At 54.7% G+C, this 17,138-nt stretch carries 14 protein-coding genes; 5 read left to right on the top strand and 9 right to left on the bottom strand.

The annotated features are described in order from the left end of the window. Positions 1-13: 13 nt before the first annotated feature. Together sov and ruvA are read right to left on the bottom strand one after the other, a co-directional pair. Complete coding sequence (gene sov / locus J7I43_RS00370) at positions 14-7,273, bottom strand: T9SS outer membrane translocon Sov/SprA (RefSeq protein ID WP_209142093.1); 7,260 nt, start codon at positions 7,271-7,273, stop codon at positions 14-16. A 36-nt stretch (positions 7,274-7,309) separates the two neighbouring features. Then, positions 7,310-7,897, bottom strand: coding sequence for a Holliday junction branch migration protein RuvA (gene ruvA / locus J7I43_RS00365; RefSeq protein ID WP_209142091.1), 588 nt, complete (start codon positions 7,895-7,897; stop codon positions 7,310-7,312). A 93-nt stretch (positions 7,898-7,990) separates the two neighbouring features. Here ruvA and J7I43_RS00360 point away from each other — a divergent pair, with 93 nt between their 5' ends. Next, positions 7,991-8,995, top strand: coding sequence for a beta-ketoacyl-ACP synthase III (locus J7I43_RS00360; RefSeq protein ID WP_209142089.1), 1,005 nt, complete (start codon positions 7,991-7,993; stop codon positions 8,993-8,995). A gap of 168 nt (positions 8,996-9,163) precedes the next feature. Here the strand turns inward: J7I43_RS00360 and J7I43_RS00355 are convergent, their stop codons facing one another. Further along, the gene (locus J7I43_RS00355; RefSeq protein ID WP_209142087.1) at positions 9,164-9,859 is read right to left on the bottom strand and encodes an NUDIX hydrolase; all 696 of its coding nucleotides are present in this window, start codon (positions 9,857-9,859) and stop codon (positions 9,164-9,166) included. Between the two features lie 23 nt (positions 9,860-9,882). Beyond that, complete coding sequence (locus tag J7I43_RS00350; RefSeq protein ID WP_209142085.1) at positions 9,883-10,377, bottom strand: DinB family protein; 495 nt, start codon at positions 10,375-10,377, stop codon at positions 9,883-9,885. Positions 10,378-10,450: 73 nt separating this feature from the next. Between J7I43_RS00350 and J7I43_RS00345 the strand changes: the two genes are divergently transcribed. Further along, complete coding sequence (locus tag J7I43_RS00345) at positions 10,451-11,671, top strand: trans-sulfuration enzyme family protein (protein WP_209142083.1); 1,221 nt, start codon at positions 10,451-10,453, stop codon at positions 11,669-11,671. Between the two features lie 18 nt (positions 11,672-11,689). Further along, positions 11,690-12,136 (top strand): GNAT family N-acetyltransferase, encoded by a 447-nt coding sequence (locus tag J7I43_RS00340; protein WP_209142081.1) that lies wholly within the window; start codon positions 11,690-11,692, stop codon positions 12,134-12,136. A 95-nt stretch (positions 12,137-12,231) separates the two neighbouring features. On the opposite strand, the gene J7I43_RS00335 is transcribed toward J7I43_RS00340, so the two are convergent. From J7I43_RS00335 to J7I43_RS00320, 4 genes are all read right to left on the bottom strand, one after another. After that, positions 12,232-12,606, bottom strand: a complete 375-nt coding sequence (locus tag J7I43_RS00335; protein ID WP_209142079.1) for a hypothetical protein — start codon at positions 12,604-12,606, stop codon at positions 12,232-12,234. 55 nt (positions 12,607-12,661) lie between these two features. Further along, complete coding sequence (gene fabD, locus J7I43_RS00330) at positions 12,662-13,567, bottom strand: ACP S-malonyltransferase (RefSeq protein WP_209142077.1); 906 nt, start codon at positions 13,565-13,567, stop codon at positions 12,662-12,664. A gap of 108 nt (positions 13,568-13,675) precedes the next feature. Next, on the bottom strand, positions 13,676-14,281 hold the full coding sequence (gene folE / locus J7I43_RS00325; RefSeq protein WP_209142075.1) for a GTP cyclohydrolase I FolE: 606 nt from the start codon (positions 14,279-14,281) through the stop codon (positions 13,676-13,678). Between the two features lie 18 nt (positions 14,282-14,299). Beyond that, a complete protein-coding gene (locus tag J7I43_RS00320) occupies positions 14,300-14,713 on the bottom strand; it encodes a 6-pyruvoyl trahydropterin synthase family protein (protein WP_209142073.1) in 414 nt (137 codons plus the stop codon). A 62-nt stretch (positions 14,714-14,775) separates the two neighbouring features. Here J7I43_RS00320 and mqnB point away from each other — a divergent pair, with 62 nt between their 5' ends. Then, positions 14,776-15,429, top strand: coding sequence for a futalosine hydrolase (mqnB, locus tag J7I43_RS00315; protein ID WP_209142071.1), 654 nt, complete (start codon positions 14,776-14,778; stop codon positions 15,427-15,429). Between the two features lie 58 nt (positions 15,430-15,487). Further along, on the top strand, positions 15,488-16,282 hold the full coding sequence (locus J7I43_RS00310; protein ID WP_209142069.1) for a 1,4-dihydroxy-6-naphthoate synthase: 795 nt from the start codon (positions 15,488-15,490) through the stop codon (positions 16,280-16,282). A gap of 25 nt (positions 16,283-16,307) precedes the next feature. Here J7I43_RS00310 and J7I43_RS00305 read toward each other — a convergent pair whose 3' ends face one another. Continuing rightward, the gene (locus J7I43_RS00305) at positions 16,308-17,138 is read right to left on the bottom strand and encodes an aminotransferase class IV (RefSeq protein WP_209142068.1); all 831 of its coding nucleotides are present in this window, start codon (positions 17,136-17,138) and stop codon (positions 16,308-16,310) included.

Raw genomic sequence — 17,138 nt, 5'->3', positions numbered from 1 at the left:
GCTGCTGTTAAGTTTATTGCGCCAGCATGAACCGGAGCGTGATGCCGCCGCGCGTATTGGTGACCGGGTACGCGGTGGAGATCACCGGTATGGTCTGGCGGCGGTCGTAGAAGAATTTGATGTTGAGGCGGTTGTTCACCACATAGTCGATAGACGGCGCGATACTCACTACTTTCTGGCCGCTGGTGGGTATCACCAGGTCTGCGTCCAGCCTGTTGTTCACGGTTTTGTCGTCGCGGAAGCTGAGGTCGAGCCGGAAGTTGAGATCATTCTCCAGGCGTTTCCCGCCGTCTTTCCCGATCCTTATCGGCATAGGCAGGCCGCGCACACGGTAGCCGCCGCCTACAGTTATTTCGCTGGAGCGCATTTCGCTCAGCTGGTAATCGATCAGGCTAAGGCTGAGCGTGCGGCTTCTGCGGAAACCCACGCGCAGGTTCAGGGAATTGGTGAAGGTCATGTCCGCCTCCAGCAATGGCACAAACTGCTCCGTAATGGTGAGGTTCGGCACGAGGAAATAAGGCACGTAGTTGCCGCTCACACTGTCCCTGAACGCGGGGTAACCGAGTATCAGCGGATCGTAGAACACAAGCGCTGTATTGTAGGAGTTCATGCTCAGCAGGCCGGTGTACTGATGCGTAAGCGTGAAGTTGGTCAGGAAGTCGGAGAACGGTTTGATGCGGCTCAGCCCGTTGTAGCTGATGCGCCAGTTAGGCCTGGGCAATATGTCTTTGAACGGATTGGACCTTACATTTTTCGCGTAGTTCTTGATCAGCGGCACATCTTCGGGCGTGGAGCCGGTGTAGGCCGCGAGGAATGCGGGAATGATCACGTCCTGCGCATAACGGCCGTACCCATAACGGTACTCCGGATCTTTCGGATCGTATTTCGGCAGGTTTGGATTGTTATTGTACGGGTTCGCATCGCCGAGGCGCTCGGAAACGCGTTTGCGGAAAGCTTCAAAGTCGCGGAAGGTTTGCGATACGCCGTCTTCCGTATTGATCTTGCCCCACATGGTTTTGATCGCGATGAAAGTGATCTCGAAACCGCCCGCGTCGTACGGGTTCAGGTGATTGAAGATGCCGTTGCCGATGGTGTCTTTGAACAGTTCCGTATGCGTTTTGGAGAAGGATTTGGTCAGGTTGAGATCGATCCGCAGATCGCGTACCGGTTCCAGCTGCGCCTGTACGTCCAGCTTTTGGGTGAACTGCTGCTGGAACTGGATGTTGAACAGCGTGTCCGGGCTGAGCAGTCCTTTTTTGGAGAACTCGTCCATAAACGCTTTGTCTGGCTGCTTTCCGAAGGTAAAGGCGAGGCCCGGCGCCATAGACTGCCAGTTCATGCCCAGCAGCTTCGTACTGTCCAGGTAGCCCGGCATACGCGTGCCGGCATTCTCGGAATAGTTCACGTTCACGCGTTTCAGCGCCATCACGACACGCATCAGTCCTTTCACGACCGGCGACATGCCATCGCCTTCCTCTTCTTTTTTAGCCTGCTGCTGTTTTTGCGCGGCGGGCGTATTGTTCATCATCGGCGGCACATATTCGCTCGACGAACCGGAGGTGGCGTTTATTTTCCGCAACCATTTGCTGCGGTTGTACAGTTCATTGAATTTGAATTCCGCGTTCAGCGTTTTCTGGTTCGAGTTCTCGATGGCGTTGCCGAGGTAAGTCGCCAGCCTTGACGCGCCGATCCAGCGGTATTCCGTTGCGTAGCTCAGCGCCACGTTCGTCCAGCTCAGGGCCGGCACTTTGGTGGTGGGCAGCGTATAGGTCACGTTCGCGTTCTGGAAATAGTTGGTGGTGCGGCCGCCGTTCCAGAAGTTGTGGCTCACGGTATCTTTTTTCGGCCCGGTGTTGATCCTTCCCGCCGGTTCGTCGATGCGTGAATTGTTCACGGCGTTGAAGTCGACAGACAGGCTGCGGGAAAGGTCCCACTTGAATGAATAATACCGGTCGAAACGGAAATATTTATCGTACGTTTCCTGCAGCAGGAACCCGCCGCCGCCGATGTTGCGCATGCGGGTGGCGCCGAATTGCCGCGTGATGTCCGCCCTGAAGCTGATGAGCGTGGGAACGTAGTTCACGTTGAAATCGCGCAGCAACGCCAGCCACGGGCTTTTGCTTTTGATAAGGCCTTTCAGCGGCTCGAGGAATTTCTGCTGGCCGGCATAGTTGTAACCCAGGCCGCCGCGGTGGCGGGTGAGCACGTCGCTTTGTATCTGCGGGTTATGACGGCTGATCTGCGAATAAGAATAACTTACGTCGAAGTTCTCGATGTCCCAGAGACGGTTCTTCTTTTTGTCCAGCGCCAGCTTGCGCACGTTGGTAAAGTTGAGGCTGGTGATGGACGTAAAGTCCTGCGCGTCTTTTTTGATGGAATCACGGGCTTCCCGGTCGCGTGCCAGCGCCAGCTTGTCTTTCAGCTTAATGTCCAGGTCGTACGGATCGTATTCCGGGTTGCTGGTGGTTTGCGAATAACCGGCGTACACGGGGATGGTAATGCCCAGGTTCTTCGGCAGCAATTTACCCGGGTCGATGTTGGCGGCGATATCGTATTGCAGGTAGTTGTCGCGGAAACGGTCGTTCACGCGCTGGTCGATATTACCGAAGCCCGAAGTGTGCATGTTGCCGCTGAAGGTGACCGTACCGAGGTCGCTCAGGCCAAGGTCTACCCTGGCAAGCGCGGCATAGCCGCCTTTTTCGTCAAGACCGGTAAGGCGAAGCTCGTTGAACCAGACTTCCGTGCATTTGGGCAGGCCGTCGTCTTTCGGGTTCAGCACGCCGATCATAATGTTGCGAACGTCGCCGAGACTGGGGTTGCCCACCACGGAAAGCACGTTCGCGCCTTCGGTTTCTTCATAAGGTACCAGCGGGCTGGCGCCGCTCATGTTACGTTTTTGCTTCAGCTGGGCGAATTTGTCCAGGTCGAGGTCCACGTCGTTTTCAACGGGCCATATTTCCGTGTCGCGCGCAGAGCCCCAGGGCGTTACTTTCAGCGGGATGCGGTATTCGTAGTAGTTTTCGGTGAAGTCGCTGCCCACGCGGATGATGGCCTGAAGCTGACCGTCTTTGAGAGACAGCGGGTCGCTTACGGCCTCGGAGTGCAGGAACATCTGGAGGCGTTTGTACTGGCGCAGGTCGAGCGGCACGTTTTTGTACATGGCGCGCACTTCGCCGTCTTTCAGGTTGCAGATCTGTGCAGACAGTGCCTGTTCGTTCAGCAAAATGTTCGTGCTGTTGGTGCTCAACGTGTTCTGCCGCAGGATGCCGGGAGGCAGCACGTATGGAACGGGCTGGCGCTTGGAGTTTTCCTCGATGTTCACGGCGGAAGCGTTGAACACCGTGTTTTGATCTACCGGCACCGGGTCGCCGGGGCGCAGTTCGTATAAATAACGGCGCCATTGATTGCGCACGAGATCGAGCTTGGCGAAACGCAGCACGACGGAATCTTCGAAACCGGTGAGGAACATACGCATAAAACGGATGCTCTTGAAGTCGGGGATGTTGCCCACTTTCCGGTCGTATTGCGTTACCGGCACCTTGAACTGGTACCAGGTCTGGTCCGCCTGCTGGCCGTTGGGAAGCGTTACGCGGGTCACGAAGCGGTCTACCACGTAATTGCTGCCCACCTGCATATCCGGCTTCAGGTCTACGCGGTACTGGAAATATTCTTCCGTTTCGTTCATGGTGTTGTCCCGGTTCAGGTCTTCCGATTCGGGATAGTTGGTGGCTGCGTTGGAGAACTGGGAGTTGTCGTTGGACACGGGGGAGTTGCCGTCCGGCCCGTTGATCCTTTTGTAACGGCCCAGGATGTCCGTTCTCGCCGCGTCGTACGAAGGGTCGCGGTACCATTTGTAGTCGTCGTTGGACGGGTCGTTGGCTACGTCCTGGTAAGCGGGCGACGAGGCACCGAATACGGCGGCGAGGTCCTGCAGGTATTGTGCGCGGAAATTCTTTTCATCGTTGTTTTCGAGACCGTCGAAACCAACGTCCTGGTAACGGCGGATGGCGGGATCGTTGTCGAACGCCTGGGTGATCTGCTGCTGGAACTTCGGCACGCGGCCCCATTTGGTGGAATCCACTTTGTTCAGGCCGGTGTTCGGGTCGGGCAGGCCGTTCTCGAATGATTTGCGGGAATCTTTCAATACGTCTTCAGACACGTTGCCGAGGTTGAAATACAAAGAACCGCCGGAGCTGCTTGGATTATTGAAGAACGGATCGGGTATCCAGAACTCGATGAACTCGATATTGGCCGTTTCGAAGTCGCTGTTGTCGATCGCGCGCATGATGCCGCCCCAGCGGGACGCCGGGTTGCGCAGCCTGCCTTGCGGCGTGAGCGCGCCCGCGGTGCTTTCGAAGTTATACGGGCCTTTTTCTTCAGGATAATAAGCGAGGTCGAGCGTGCTCAGCTGGCTCTGGCCGAAGTCGGTGGAGCGGTTGGGGAACACGTCTCTTTGATAGATCAGCCTGGTGCGCGGGTCGGACTGCGATGCGTCCGTTACGCCCGGCGGCAGGTTCGGCGAACGCGGGATCTGCAGCGTGGGCTCGATGATGTACCAGGCCAGCAGCGCCCTGTTTTTGCCGTATGCCAGCGTATCGTTGAAAGCGGCTTCGGGGAAGAGGATGTTGCCGGCCGCGTCCGTCGCGTCGCGTGGGGTGGAGGCCAGGCTCCAGGCGGTGGCAGGGAACTTCAGGTCGTAGCCGTTGCGGGCGCCTTCGAAATCGTCGATCATTACCTGACCCTGTTTGCTGCCGGGCTCGTTCACCAGTTTGCTGTGCCCGGGGAAGAGCCGCGCTACCTCGCCCGTGAAGTTGATGGTGGCGGGCTGCTGCGTCTGGTAATTGGGCAGTTTATCCAGCATCCGGGAAAGACCGCGCCATTCGGAAATATAGTTCGCGTCCAGCCCCACCACGGTGTTTTTGATCGGGTCGTCGCCATAATTCACTTTCTGGTAATAGGGCCTTTCGCTCATTCTCACCACGGTACCGCCCAGGTTCAGCTTGTCGTTCACGTAATAATCGAGACGGGTGCCCATGTAGTTGCGCACCTGCTGGCCAAACAGCGCATTGTTCTCGAACTGTACGTTGATCGGCACGCCGGAGCTGAGCACCCCGCCGTTGATGATCTTGATACGGCCCAGGTTGTAGTCGATAACAAAGTCCACGTCTTCACGCAGCTGCTGCCCGCCGGCCGTAACGGTCACCGATCCCCTGGGGATGTTGAGCGCGTTGAGGGAAATTTCGGAGGAATTGGCGGATTTATAAGAGCCGCGCAGCAGGTACCGGTTGAGGTTGGGAAACTGCTGGGCGATCACTTTGATGGAATCGTACAGCATGGTGTACATGTACTGTTTCTCCAGCGCGGGATTTCCGCCGAACACGGGCCGCAGCGATTCGCCGAAAGGCTCCAGCACGGGGAACATGATCTTGCCGTTCTGCGGGAAGATGGTGAAACCTTCCACGTAATCGAACACACCGTCCGGCTGGGGATCGTTCTGGTTATTCAAACGGTCGAGGTTCAGCAGGGTAATGATGGGCGCGCCGGAATACTGGCCCTGCGCATCGGGCAGGTAACGTTTTTCGCTGGGGGCGCGGGTATCGGTGCCCGGGTCTTTGTACAGCACGTCCAGCTTGAAGTCTGCGCGGTTGATCTGGAACGCGTCCGTAGAATAAATATTTTTCATCATCAGGTCCCAAATCGGCAAAGCCGGCCTCGCGGAGGTGGCTTTCAGCATTTTCAGGAACAGGATGCGCTGGTTGGCGGAGTTGTTCTGGTCGGGCGGCACGTCCTGCGAGAACTCGCCCACTTTAAAAACCTTGCCGTTGTAAGTGTATTCATAAGCCACGGCCAGCACTTCGTCCGGCTGCAGCTGCTGCACCAGGGAGATAAAACCGATCTGGCGGTTGAGGATGTAGTCCGTGGAATCCAGTTTGCGGGCGAAGGTTTTTTCGAAATCCTGCACCGGCTGAAGACCGAGGCCCAGCAGGCGGCTTACCACGGTGCCGGTGTTGCGGGCACCGGCGTCGCTCGCCAGGTTCTGGTAAAGGTCGTTGGAGCCGTTGTTCGGCAGGCGGCTGCTGGTAAGACTGGTGATGGCGGTATTATACGGTCGGTTTTCGCCGAGGTCCATGAGGCCCACGATGTCCCTCGTGTCTGTAGTAGCGCCGGATTTGTTGGTTACCCACACCTCGATGCGGGTAATGTTTGCCTGCGTGCGGATGGCGGGCAGGGTGGCCATGGCGTAGTTGAAGGTATCGCGGAAGTACTGGGACAGCAGGAAGTGCCGGTTGTCTTCATACTCGTCCGCCCGGCGCACGAAATCCGTTACGCTGTTGCCTCCCCGCAGCACCATGTTCTGCTTTTGCGATTTCTGGTTGCTAAGCACGCTGGTCATGGTAAGGCGGCCGAACTGCAGCTGGGTCTTCACGCCGAAAAGGCTTTGTACGCCGGGAATAAGCGAACTGCTCAGGGGGAAGCTCACGTTGCCCGCTTCTATTTTTTTGATGATCTCGTCCTGGTAGCCGGTATATTCCAGTTTTACCTGGTTTTCGAAGTCGAAGGTAGACTGGGTGTTATAGTTGGTGATGAGTTTGAGTTTGTCCCCGATCTTGCCCGTCACGTTCATGTTGATGTCGATGTCGAAGTCGAAGCCGCCGTTTTTACGGGCTCTTTCCACCAGTACGGGGTTTTTCACGTTCTGCCCCTGGTAACCAAAAGTAAGCCCGAGGCTACCCTGCGGCTTGATGTCTACCTTGGTGCCGCCGAACACACGGTCGAAGAGTTTATCGCCGTAATAAAGCTGCGGGGCGCCGGCGCGCTGGTTGAGGTTACCGATGGTGCCGGCGCGTTTCTGCCAGTATTCGTTTTCGCTTTGGGCGGCCTGGAGGCGGTAAAAGTCGCCGAAGCTCATTACGGTGGGCTGGCGGTAGAACCGGTCGCCTATTTTTTCGGTAACGATGTATTGTTTGGTAACGGGGTCGTATTCAACGTTTTTCTTGATGTTTGCGGGATCTTTCAGGTCGATGGCATTGCGCACGGGGTCCGTTACGGAAGTGCCCCTCCTGTCGCGGATGGGATACTTCAGTGTATCCGGTTTAGTAGTCGTATCTGGAACGTTGGTAACGTTGGTTATATCAATTTTCCCCTCCGCAAGCCCGCTTAAATTTCTATAGGTATATCCCGAACTGGTTTTGTTTCTGGCGGCCGAATCAACAATGATAAAAGATACAACACCTATTACTGCAAGTGCACCATAGTATTTCTTTCTTGCCAAGCGATCTTAGGTTTTATAGAGGTCAAGGACTTAAAATTATAAATTTTTAAGGGATTTTTTGATAAGTGCCTCCAATTCATTCAATTGTGGCTCGGTTTTCAACACCCTTTGTATCGCCTGTTCTGCCACATTCCGAGCTATCCCCAGGGTTACCAAAGCATTTAACGCATCATCCTGTATTGTATTGTGGGTATTAAGCGATAAATGTACTACATCTTCGCGGTGTTTCTTCATTTTGTCTTTTAGCTCGAGAATGATGCGCTTGGCGGTTTTCGCGCCGATGCCCTTCACGCCTTCGAGCATTTTTTCGTTTTCCATCAGGATGGCCCGCTGCACGTCTTCCGGCTGCAGGGAGCTGAGCATCACCCGGGCAGTGGCGGCCCCTACCCCTGAAACGCTGATCAACTGCAGGAATACGGTCCTTTCCGCATCGGAAAAAAAGCCGAACATGGTATGCGCGTCTTCCTTGATATGTACGTAAGTGAGCAGCTTACAGTTGTCCATTCCCTGGATCTGGCTCCAGGTATGAAGACTGATATGCACCTCGTAACCTACCCCGTTTACGTCGAGGTGCACGAGGGTGGGCGTTTTCAGGGCTAATTTGCCATTCAGGTATGCGATCATATTGAAAATTATCTGCCGGCGAATTTAACTTATAAATATAATTATTCGTTTAAGTCGTATTTTTACGCCCATTTTATAACTTATCCGAACAATATGAGCAAAATTACAGCCGCTATCACGGCGGTGGGTGGGTATGTTCCCGACTATGTACTGACTAACCAGGAATTGGAGAAACTCGTAGAGACGACAGATGAATGGATAACGACCAGGACGGGCATTAAAGAGCGGAGGATATTGAAGGGGGAAGGGAAAGGCACTTCAGAGCTGTGTGTGCCGGTAGCTCTTGAAATATGCAAAAAAAGGGGGATCAGGCCGGAAGAGATCGATCTGCTGATCGTGGCCACCGTTACGCCCGACATGGTGTTTCCCGCCACCGCCAATGTTGTTACGGATAAGATCGGCGCCAAAAACGCCTTCGGGTTCGATATCGGCGCAGCCTGCTCCGGCTTCCTCTACGCGCTCGATACCGGCGCCCGCTTCATCGAAAGCGGCCGCTACAAAAAAGTAATGATCATCGGGGCCGATAAAATGAGCTCCATCATCGACTATACAGACCGCGCCACCTGCATCATCTTTGGCGACGGCGCCGGCGGCGTGCTGCTGGAGCCCAACACCGAAGGTTTCGGCGTGCTCGACGCTGTGCTTAAAAGCGACGGCCACGGCAGGGAATTCCTGAACATGAAAGCCGGCGGCTCCGCCCGCCCCGCTTCCGCCGAAACCGTTGCCGCGCGCGAACATTACGTGTTCCAGGAAGGCAAGACCGTATTCAAATACGCCGTAGCCAACATGGCAGACGCCGCCCGCAGCATCATGGAGCGCAACCACCTCTCCGCAGACGATATCGCATGGCTGGTGCCCCACCAGGCCAACCTGCGCATCATCAGCGCCACGGCGGACTATATGGGCATGTCTCCCGAAAAGGTAATGATCAACATCCAGCGGTATGGCAACACCACCGCCGGCACCATTCCTTTATGCCTCTGGGATTGGGAAAATCGATTAAAAAAAGGCGACAACCTCGTACTGGCGGCCTTCGGCGGCGGGTTCACCTGGGGCGCCTGCTACGTGAAATGGGCTTACGACGGCTCAGCTAATTAAAGAACTTCAGCGCAAACTATTCATACAAAAGTGCAGGCCGGATGCGGTCTGCACTTTTTTTTGCATACAACAAAGCATTCGTTAATGGTATTTTACCCGCATCAACACCCGATCAAGTCCGCCTCAAGCGTAATTGGGATAACGAAAACGGAACGGCAACCGGGAAAACTATATCTCGAATACAAGCCCGTGCTGGGTTAGCGCGTCGTACTTCAGCCTGTCGAACCGGTAGAGGTGCGCGCCTTTTTTGGACGAGCTTTTGTCTTTTTCCTCCAGTTTTTCCAGGATGTCCATTGCCAGTATCTTCTTCCTGAAGTTGCGTTTATCCAGCGGACGCTGATAGATTTCCTCGTACAAATTTCTCAGCTGCGGCAGCGTGAACTTTTCCGGCAGCAGCTCGAAACCGATCGGGTGGAAATGCGCCTGGTCACGCAAACGGGCCATTGCGTCGTTCAGCATCTTGTTATGGTCGAAGATCAGCTCGGGGATTTGGTGCAGGCTGAGCCAGTGCGCGCCGTGCGCATTGGCCAGCAGCCGGTCGTGCTCGCTGATGCGGATCAACGCGTAATACGCGATGGAAATCACCCGCGCGCCCGTATCCCTGTCCGTATCGCCGTAACTCTGCAGCTGGTCCATGTAAATGTCCTGGATGCCGGTGGTCTGCCGCAACACCCTGATAGCCGCATTGTCCGTACTTTCCCCTTCCTGCACAAAACCGCCCACCAGCGACCATGCGCCTTCCATCGGGTCTACTTTCCGTTTGATAATGAGGAGCTTTAACTTCCCATCTTCGAAGCCGAAAATGATGCAGTCTACTGCTACCAGGTGCCTGGGTACGTTCGCGTAAAAGGATGCAGGGCTCATAATATCCGTAAAATAAGGGTATTTTATTTTTTTATCAGGGTGTATTCGATGAAATCAGTGGAAGGGATCTTCGAAACGCCCAGCCGGCGCAGCATGGTAACCAGCTGGCCGCGGTGATAGGTGGTATGGTTGAATATCATCAAAAGCGTATCCACCACAGACGATTTGCATACGCCTTTCACCGGGTGAATGTACTCAATGGTATGGGCCAGCTTCGCATCCGAAGCCGTTGCGATGAGATCTTTCACCTGTTCGTTCTGCCTGCTGTAACGCTGCGCGAATTCCTGCCAGCTGCCGCTGAAGTCCCGGGCCGGGGGCAACACCGGGCTGAGCAGCTGCAAACGCTGCAGCCATATGCCTTCCGAGTTCCACATGTGATAGGCCGTGGCGCGAAGGCTGGGGAAACTGCTGCCGAGGTCCCTGTCCAGCTGTTCTTCCGTAAGCCCGTTCAGTACCGCCAGCAGCCGCTGGTTTGCCCACATGTTGTACATCGCGAACCGCAGTAGGAGTTCCTTCATCTAATTCTTATTTTTACAAGGTAATTTCACTAACAAGATACTCATAACAGGAAAACATTCAAATAGCCCATTCATGAAACAATCACCGCTCTCAGGGTTCAGTTCCGTATGCGTGCACGCCGGTCACGAGCAGGACCCGAGATACTCCCATCTCACACCCATTTACGCTTCTTCCACCTACGTGTACGATTCCGCCGAGCAGGGCATGCGCCGCTTTTCCGGGGAAGAAGACGGTTATATTTACACCCGCTGGGACAGTCCCAATTTCCGCGAAGCGGAAGAAAAGATCGCCGCGCTGGAAACCTTCGGTCTAACCGGGCCGGACGGCGCACCGCTACAGGCCAAGGCCAAGCTTCATTCCTCCGGCATGGGCGCGCTTTCCACGCTGTTCCTCTCCCATCTCAAGTCGGGCGACAAGGTGATCTCGCATTATTCGTTGTACGGCGGCACGGAAGAGCTTTTCCGCAAAATATTGCCCCCGCTCGGCATCGAAGCCGTGATCATAGACATGCGCGACCCCGATAAAACCGCCGCCGCCATCAAGGCCGATCCGTCCATCAAAATGATGTACCTCGAAACGCCCGCCAATCCTACGCTTCGCTGTGTAGACCTGGAGGCGCTCATTGGCATCGCGCGGGAGCACGAGCTTGTTTCCGCCGTAGACAACACTTTTGCCACGCCTTACCTGCAGCAACCTTTTGCTTACGGGGCGGATTATGTGTTTCACAGCACCACCAAATTCCTCAACGGCCATGGCACCGCTATCGGCGGCGTGCTGATCGGGCGCGATATTGAGCTGATGAAAGGCCCGGTGGAAAAAGTACACCGCCTGCTCGGCGCCAACAGCAATCCCTTCGATGCTTTCCTGCTCACACAAGGCATCAAAACGCTGGAAGTACGCATGGAACGCCATTGCCACAACGCGATGGAAGTCGCCGGTTTCCTGGACGGGCACCCGGCCGTGTCGAAAGTGAATTACCTCGGCCTTACGGAGCACCCTGATTTCGCGATTGCCAGCAGGCAGATGAAACATGCCGGCGCAATGATGAGTTTTGAACTGAAAGACGGGCTGGAAGCGGGCAAACGTTTCATCGACCGGCTGAAGATGTGCCTGCGCGCCGTTTCACTCGGCACCTGCGATACGCTGATCTGTCACCCCGCATCCATGACGCATTACAGCGTACCGAAAGAACTGCGCGAAAAATACGACATCACCGACGGCCTCATCCGCGTAAGCGTGGGCATCGAATCGGTGACAGACATTCTCAACGACCTCGACCAGGCTTTACAATAAAACACACGAACAAACGATATGATCACGATCAGGAGAGCAGAAAAAAAGGATTGCCCGCGCATGATGGAACTGGTGCGGGAACTGGCATTGTACGAAAAAGCGCCGGAACAGGTAACCGTTACGCTGGAACATTTCGAGGAAAGCGGCTTCGGCCCAAACCCCGTGTGGTGGGCGTTTGTAGCAGAATCAGATGGAGTGGTCACGGGCATTGCACTGTATTACATCCGTTATTCCACCTGGAAAGGCAGCAGGATGTTCCTGGAAGACATTGTGGTTACGGAAAGTTTCCGCGGGAAAGGGATCGGCAAATTGTTGTTCGACCGGCTGATCGTGGAAGCGAAAGAAAAAAAATTCTCCGGCATGGTGTGGCAGGTACTGGAATGGAACGAACCGGCGATCAATTTCTACAAAAAATACAACGCAAAGTTCGACCCCGAATGGTGGAACGCCAGCATCGACTTATAAAAAAAAAGCCGCCTGAGAGAGCGGCTTTTTTGTTGAAAACAAAAGCGGGACCGACCATGCCGGCCAGTCCCGCTATATTTTATTTTTCCGGGCGTTTATTGTCTTTCAAATTCCAGTTTCTCCGGCAACCCGCCTACATCATGGAAGAACCTGCCGATGATGAACGACTTGCTGTCGTTGCCCATTTTGAAATAATATCTTTCATCGCGGGAGCGCAGCGAAATGCTGTCTCCTTCCAGCTTGTAAAAATAGATCCCCGATTCGTTCACCTGTCCGGAAGTAGGGCTGAGCTTGCGCGATTGAAAATAAAAACTTTTTTCTTCCGGCAGGTCTTTGTCCGGCAAACCGTCTTTGAACACGATTACTTCCTGCCGCTGTGAAGTTTCCAGCCATCGTTCTTCGCCTGCCGAATCGGACTTGCTGCAGGCACAAAGCCCTGCCGCCGCCAGGCCTAAAAATAAAACACGCATCGGGATCGGGATTTTTATAACAGTGAAACGGTTGCCCGCTGCGAATAGTTACAGATTATTGCAGGCCTCCTTCAGAACCGGTGCTTACGCCGTCGGTCGCCGCATTTTTGTCGATCTTGCCGATGAGGCCCTGCAATACTTTACCGGGGCCTACTTCCGTGAAACGTGTTGCGCCGTCGGCGATCATGGCCTGTACGCATTGCGTCCAGCGAACGGCGCCGGTGAGCTGCGTGATCAGGTTCTGTTTGATCTCCGCGGGATCGGTCACGGCTTTGGCCACCACGTTCTGGTAAACGGGGCAGTTTGGCGTATTGAAAGCGGTCGCTTCGATAGCGGCCTTCAGCTCTTCCTGCGCGGGCGCCATCAGCGGTGAGTGGAAAGCGCCGCCCACGGCCAGTTCCATCACTCTTTTCGCACCGGCGGCCTTCAGTATTTCCATGGCGCGGGCAATACCGGTTTTGGTACCGGAGATCACCAGCTGGCCGGGACAGTTGTAATTCGCGGGCACCACCACATCGTCGGTAATGCTGGCGCAGGCTTCTTCCACCTTCGCATCGTCGAGCCCGAGCACTACGGCCATGGTGGAGGGCACCAGTTCGCAGGCCTTCTGCATGGCGTTGGCGCGGATGCTTACGAGGCGCAGCGCGTCTTCAAACGCCATAGCGCCGTTTGCCACGAGGGCGGAGAACTCGCCGAGCGAATGGCCGGCCGTCATATCGGGCTTCGGATTGTTCAGGCACAGGAAGCCGATCACGGAATGCAGGAACACAGCGGGCTGCGTAACTTTGGTCTGTTTCAGGTCTTCGTCAGACCCGGTAAACATTACGTCTGAAATGCGGAACCCCAGGATGTCGTTGGCTTTTTCGAAAAGCGCTTTGGCGCGGGGATGGTTATCGTAAAAACTTTTACCCATCCCGGTAAACTGTGCTCCCTGACCGGGAAAAACGAATGCGTGCTTCATTGATATGATTAATTATCAGGTGGCAAATATATATAAAAAATTATGGTTTAACCCGGCATCGGTGTTTCAGCCGGATTAAACCATTAAAATCTTTGGTTATTCAGTGCATTAACGGCGGTACATGAGGTCTGAACTGATCAGCTTCATAAATTCCGCGCGGGTGGCGCCGTGCTCGAACTGCCCGCTGAAAGCGGAGGTGGTGGTCACGGAGTTTTGTTTTTGTACGCCGCGCATCATCATACAAAGGTGCTGCGCTTCGATCACCACGGCCACGCCCTGCGGTTCCAGCGTTTCCTGGATGGCGTCCAGGATCTGGTGGGTGAGGCGCTCCTGCACCTGCATGCGGCGGGAGTAAATGTCTACCACGCGCGCGATCTTGCTGAGGCCGGTGATATAACCGTTAGGGATATACGCCACATGCGCCTTGCCGAAGAACGGCAGCATATGATGCTCACACATGGAATACAGTTCGATATCTTTCACGATCACCATTTCGCTGTATGCTTCGGTGAACTTGGCGCTGTTGAGCACTTCCCTTGCGTCCTGCTGGTAGCCTTGGGTGAGGAACTGCATGGCTTTCGCAACCCTTTCGGGCGTTTTGAGCAGCCCTTCCCGCTCAGGGTCTTCACCCAGCAGCGCGATCGCATCTTTATAATTCCTGATAAGGCCGGAGGTTACCTGTTCGTCGTACGATTCTTCCTTGTTGTAAGCCATGAATTTGCTTTAATTCGGTTATTTGCCGCCGTAGTACTCCACGTAGATCTTGGGTGTTTCGTGCAGTTTGATGCAATGCAGCTGAACGGTACCCGGCAAGTGTTTTTCGAGTTGTTCCCAGATGGCGATCGCGACATTTTCGGCGGAAGTGAATTTGTCTTTCATAAAATCCACGTCGAGATTGAGGTTTTTATGGTCGAGCTTCTCCACCACTACGTCCTTGATCAGCACGCCGAGGGTTTTGGCATTGAATACGAACCCGGTTTCAGGATCGGGCACGCCTTTAATGGTTACGTGCAGCTCATAATTATGGCCATGCCAGTTATCATTGGCGCATTTCCCGAACACTTCGAGGTTTTGCTCCTTGCTCCACTGCGGGTTGAATAATTTGTGTGCCGCATTAAAATGCTCCACGCGCGTCAGATAGATCATGCTTGTCTGATATAAATTTCTGCAAATTTAAAGCAATTCAATGAGAACCGTATTTTTGACGCATGAAAGTACTTGTTGCCGCAGCTACGCAGGCGGAGGTAAAACCGCTGCTGGACTGGCTGGAAGAAACAAAAACGCGGGAGGTGGAAGTGCTCGTTACGGGCATCGGCATGGCCGCCACGGCGTATTCGCTGGGGAAGTATTTTGCGAAGAACCGCCCCGGGATTGCCATACAGGCGGGCATTGCGGGCAGTTTCAGGCACGAAAGGCCGCTCGGCGAGGTGCTGCTGGTTACCCGCGAGATCTTCGGGGACCTTGGCGCGGAAGACCGCGGGCAGTTCACTGACTTGTTTACAATCGGTCTCTGGCAGCATGACATGCATCCCTTTACACATCACTATTTAATAAATCCGTTGACCCTTTTCCCTGAAAACCTGCAACCGTTGCCGCAGGTTACCGGGGTGACCGTCAATACCGTGAGCGGGGAAACGGCCACTATCGCCCGGCTCGAACAGCTATACCAGCCGGATATAGAGAGTATGGAAGGCGCCGCTTTCCACTACGCCTGCCTGGTGGAAGGCGTTCCTTTCCTGCAGCTGCGCTCCGTTTCTAACTATGTGGAAATCAGGGATAAAAGCAAATGGAACATCCCGCTGGCGGTGAAAATGCTGAACGATACGCTGAAGGAAACGATCGCCGGGCTTACCTCGAAGTAAGCGCCGCCAAAGGCTATGGCCTCCTTTTCTTACATTTGTACGGCAAAAAATACGACAGATGAACCTGAGCCTTGGATTTTCTCCCTGCCCGAACGACACCTTTATTTTCGACGCCCTGGTAAACGGCGCCATCGACACCGCCGGCCTTCGGTTCGACACCCGGCTGGAAGATGTTGAAACCCTCAACCAGTGGGCCGTTCAGGGCAAGCTGGACATCACGAAGCTCAGTTTTGCCGCCGGCCTCAAAGTATCCGATAAATACGAACTGCTTAACAGCGGCAGCGCGCTCGGCCGTGGTTGCGGCCCGTTGCTGATCGCGCGGGAAGCCGTACCGCTCGAAAAGGTAAAAGACCTGAAGATCGCTATCCCGGGTGCTTTTACGACCGCCAACCTGCTGTTTTCCATCGCCTTCCCGGAGGCGCATAACAAACAGGTGATGTTATTTTCCGACATCGAACAGGCAGTGTTAAGCGGCGAAGCCGATGCCGGCGTGATCATCCACGAAAACCGGTTTACTTACCAGCAAAAAGGCCTCGTAAAACTGACAGACCTCGGCGAGTTCTGGGAAATGCATACCGGCCAGCCGATCCCGCTGGGCGGCATTTTTATAAAAAAAGACATTGCGGCAGACATCCGCGCGAAAGTAGACCGGCTGATCCACGAAAGCCTTCAGCACGCCTACACGCAGTATCCTACCCTCTCCCCTTACGTAAAATCACACGCGCAGGAAATGGACGAAAACGTGATGCGCAAGCATATCGACCTGTATGTGAACGAGTTCAGCCTCGATCTAGGTGAAAAAGGAAAAGAAGCGGTGGAGAAGCTGAAGGAAATGGCGGCGAAACAGGGCTAACAGCCACTACCTTCATGGGCATACGTTAAAGCATGGATTCGAACAGCATTTCGTGCAGGATGGCGGCGGTGGCGTTGCCATAACTGCTGTTCCGGAAACGGCCTACCCAGCGGATGCCGAAGATGGCGTTGGTCAGGAAGATCTCGTCTGCGGTCTGCAGGTCTTTTACGGAAAGCGGCTGTTCGCTGATCCTGAACGGAAATTCCTTTTGCAGCAGGTACTTCCGCATCACGCCGCACACACCGCCTTCGGTTAGGGGCGGCGTGTATACGTGGCTGTTCCTGACGATAAAAATATTTGCAATGGTCGTGTCTGCCACGCGGCCGTGCTGGTTGAGCAGCACGGTTTCGTTTACCTGGTGCTGTTTGGCGTACAGGGCGGCCAGTACGTAAGGCAGACAGTTGTTGGATTTGACGCTGGAGATCTTGTCGCAGCTTTTCACCACGTCGGGGAAAACGTCCAGCAGCAGGCCGGCGGAGTTCAGCTCAAAAATGTGCTCCGGCAGTTCCCAGCACTGGATAATGAAGTGCGGCGTATGGTCTACGGGATCGTAGAGGCCGGTGCCGGCCCTCCATACGGTAAGGCGCACCCGCGCGAGCTCGCTGACGCTGTTGAGGCGGCAAAGTTCCCTGATGAGGCCCGTGAAATAATCTTTCGTAAAGTGTGCGGGTATGTGAAAATGCAGGAGATGCAAACTGGCGATCAGCCTTTCGAAATGAAGATCTGCCAACAACAGTTGCCCCTGGTACACTTTCATGGTTTCAAAACATCCGTCGCCATACCTGAAACTGCGGTTATCTACGGTCAGCAAGGGCTTGTCTCCCGCCATGAATTTTCCGTTATAACACAATTGCAT

The sequence above is a fragment of the Chitinophaga chungangae genome (genome assembly GCF_017742215.1).
Taxonomy (GTDB): Bacteria; Bacteroidota; Bacteroidia; order Chitinophagales; family Chitinophagaceae; genus Chitinophaga; species Chitinophaga chungangae.
Note: the sequence above shows the minus strand (reverse complement) of the source record. Positions and strands in the feature narration are given on the sequence as shown.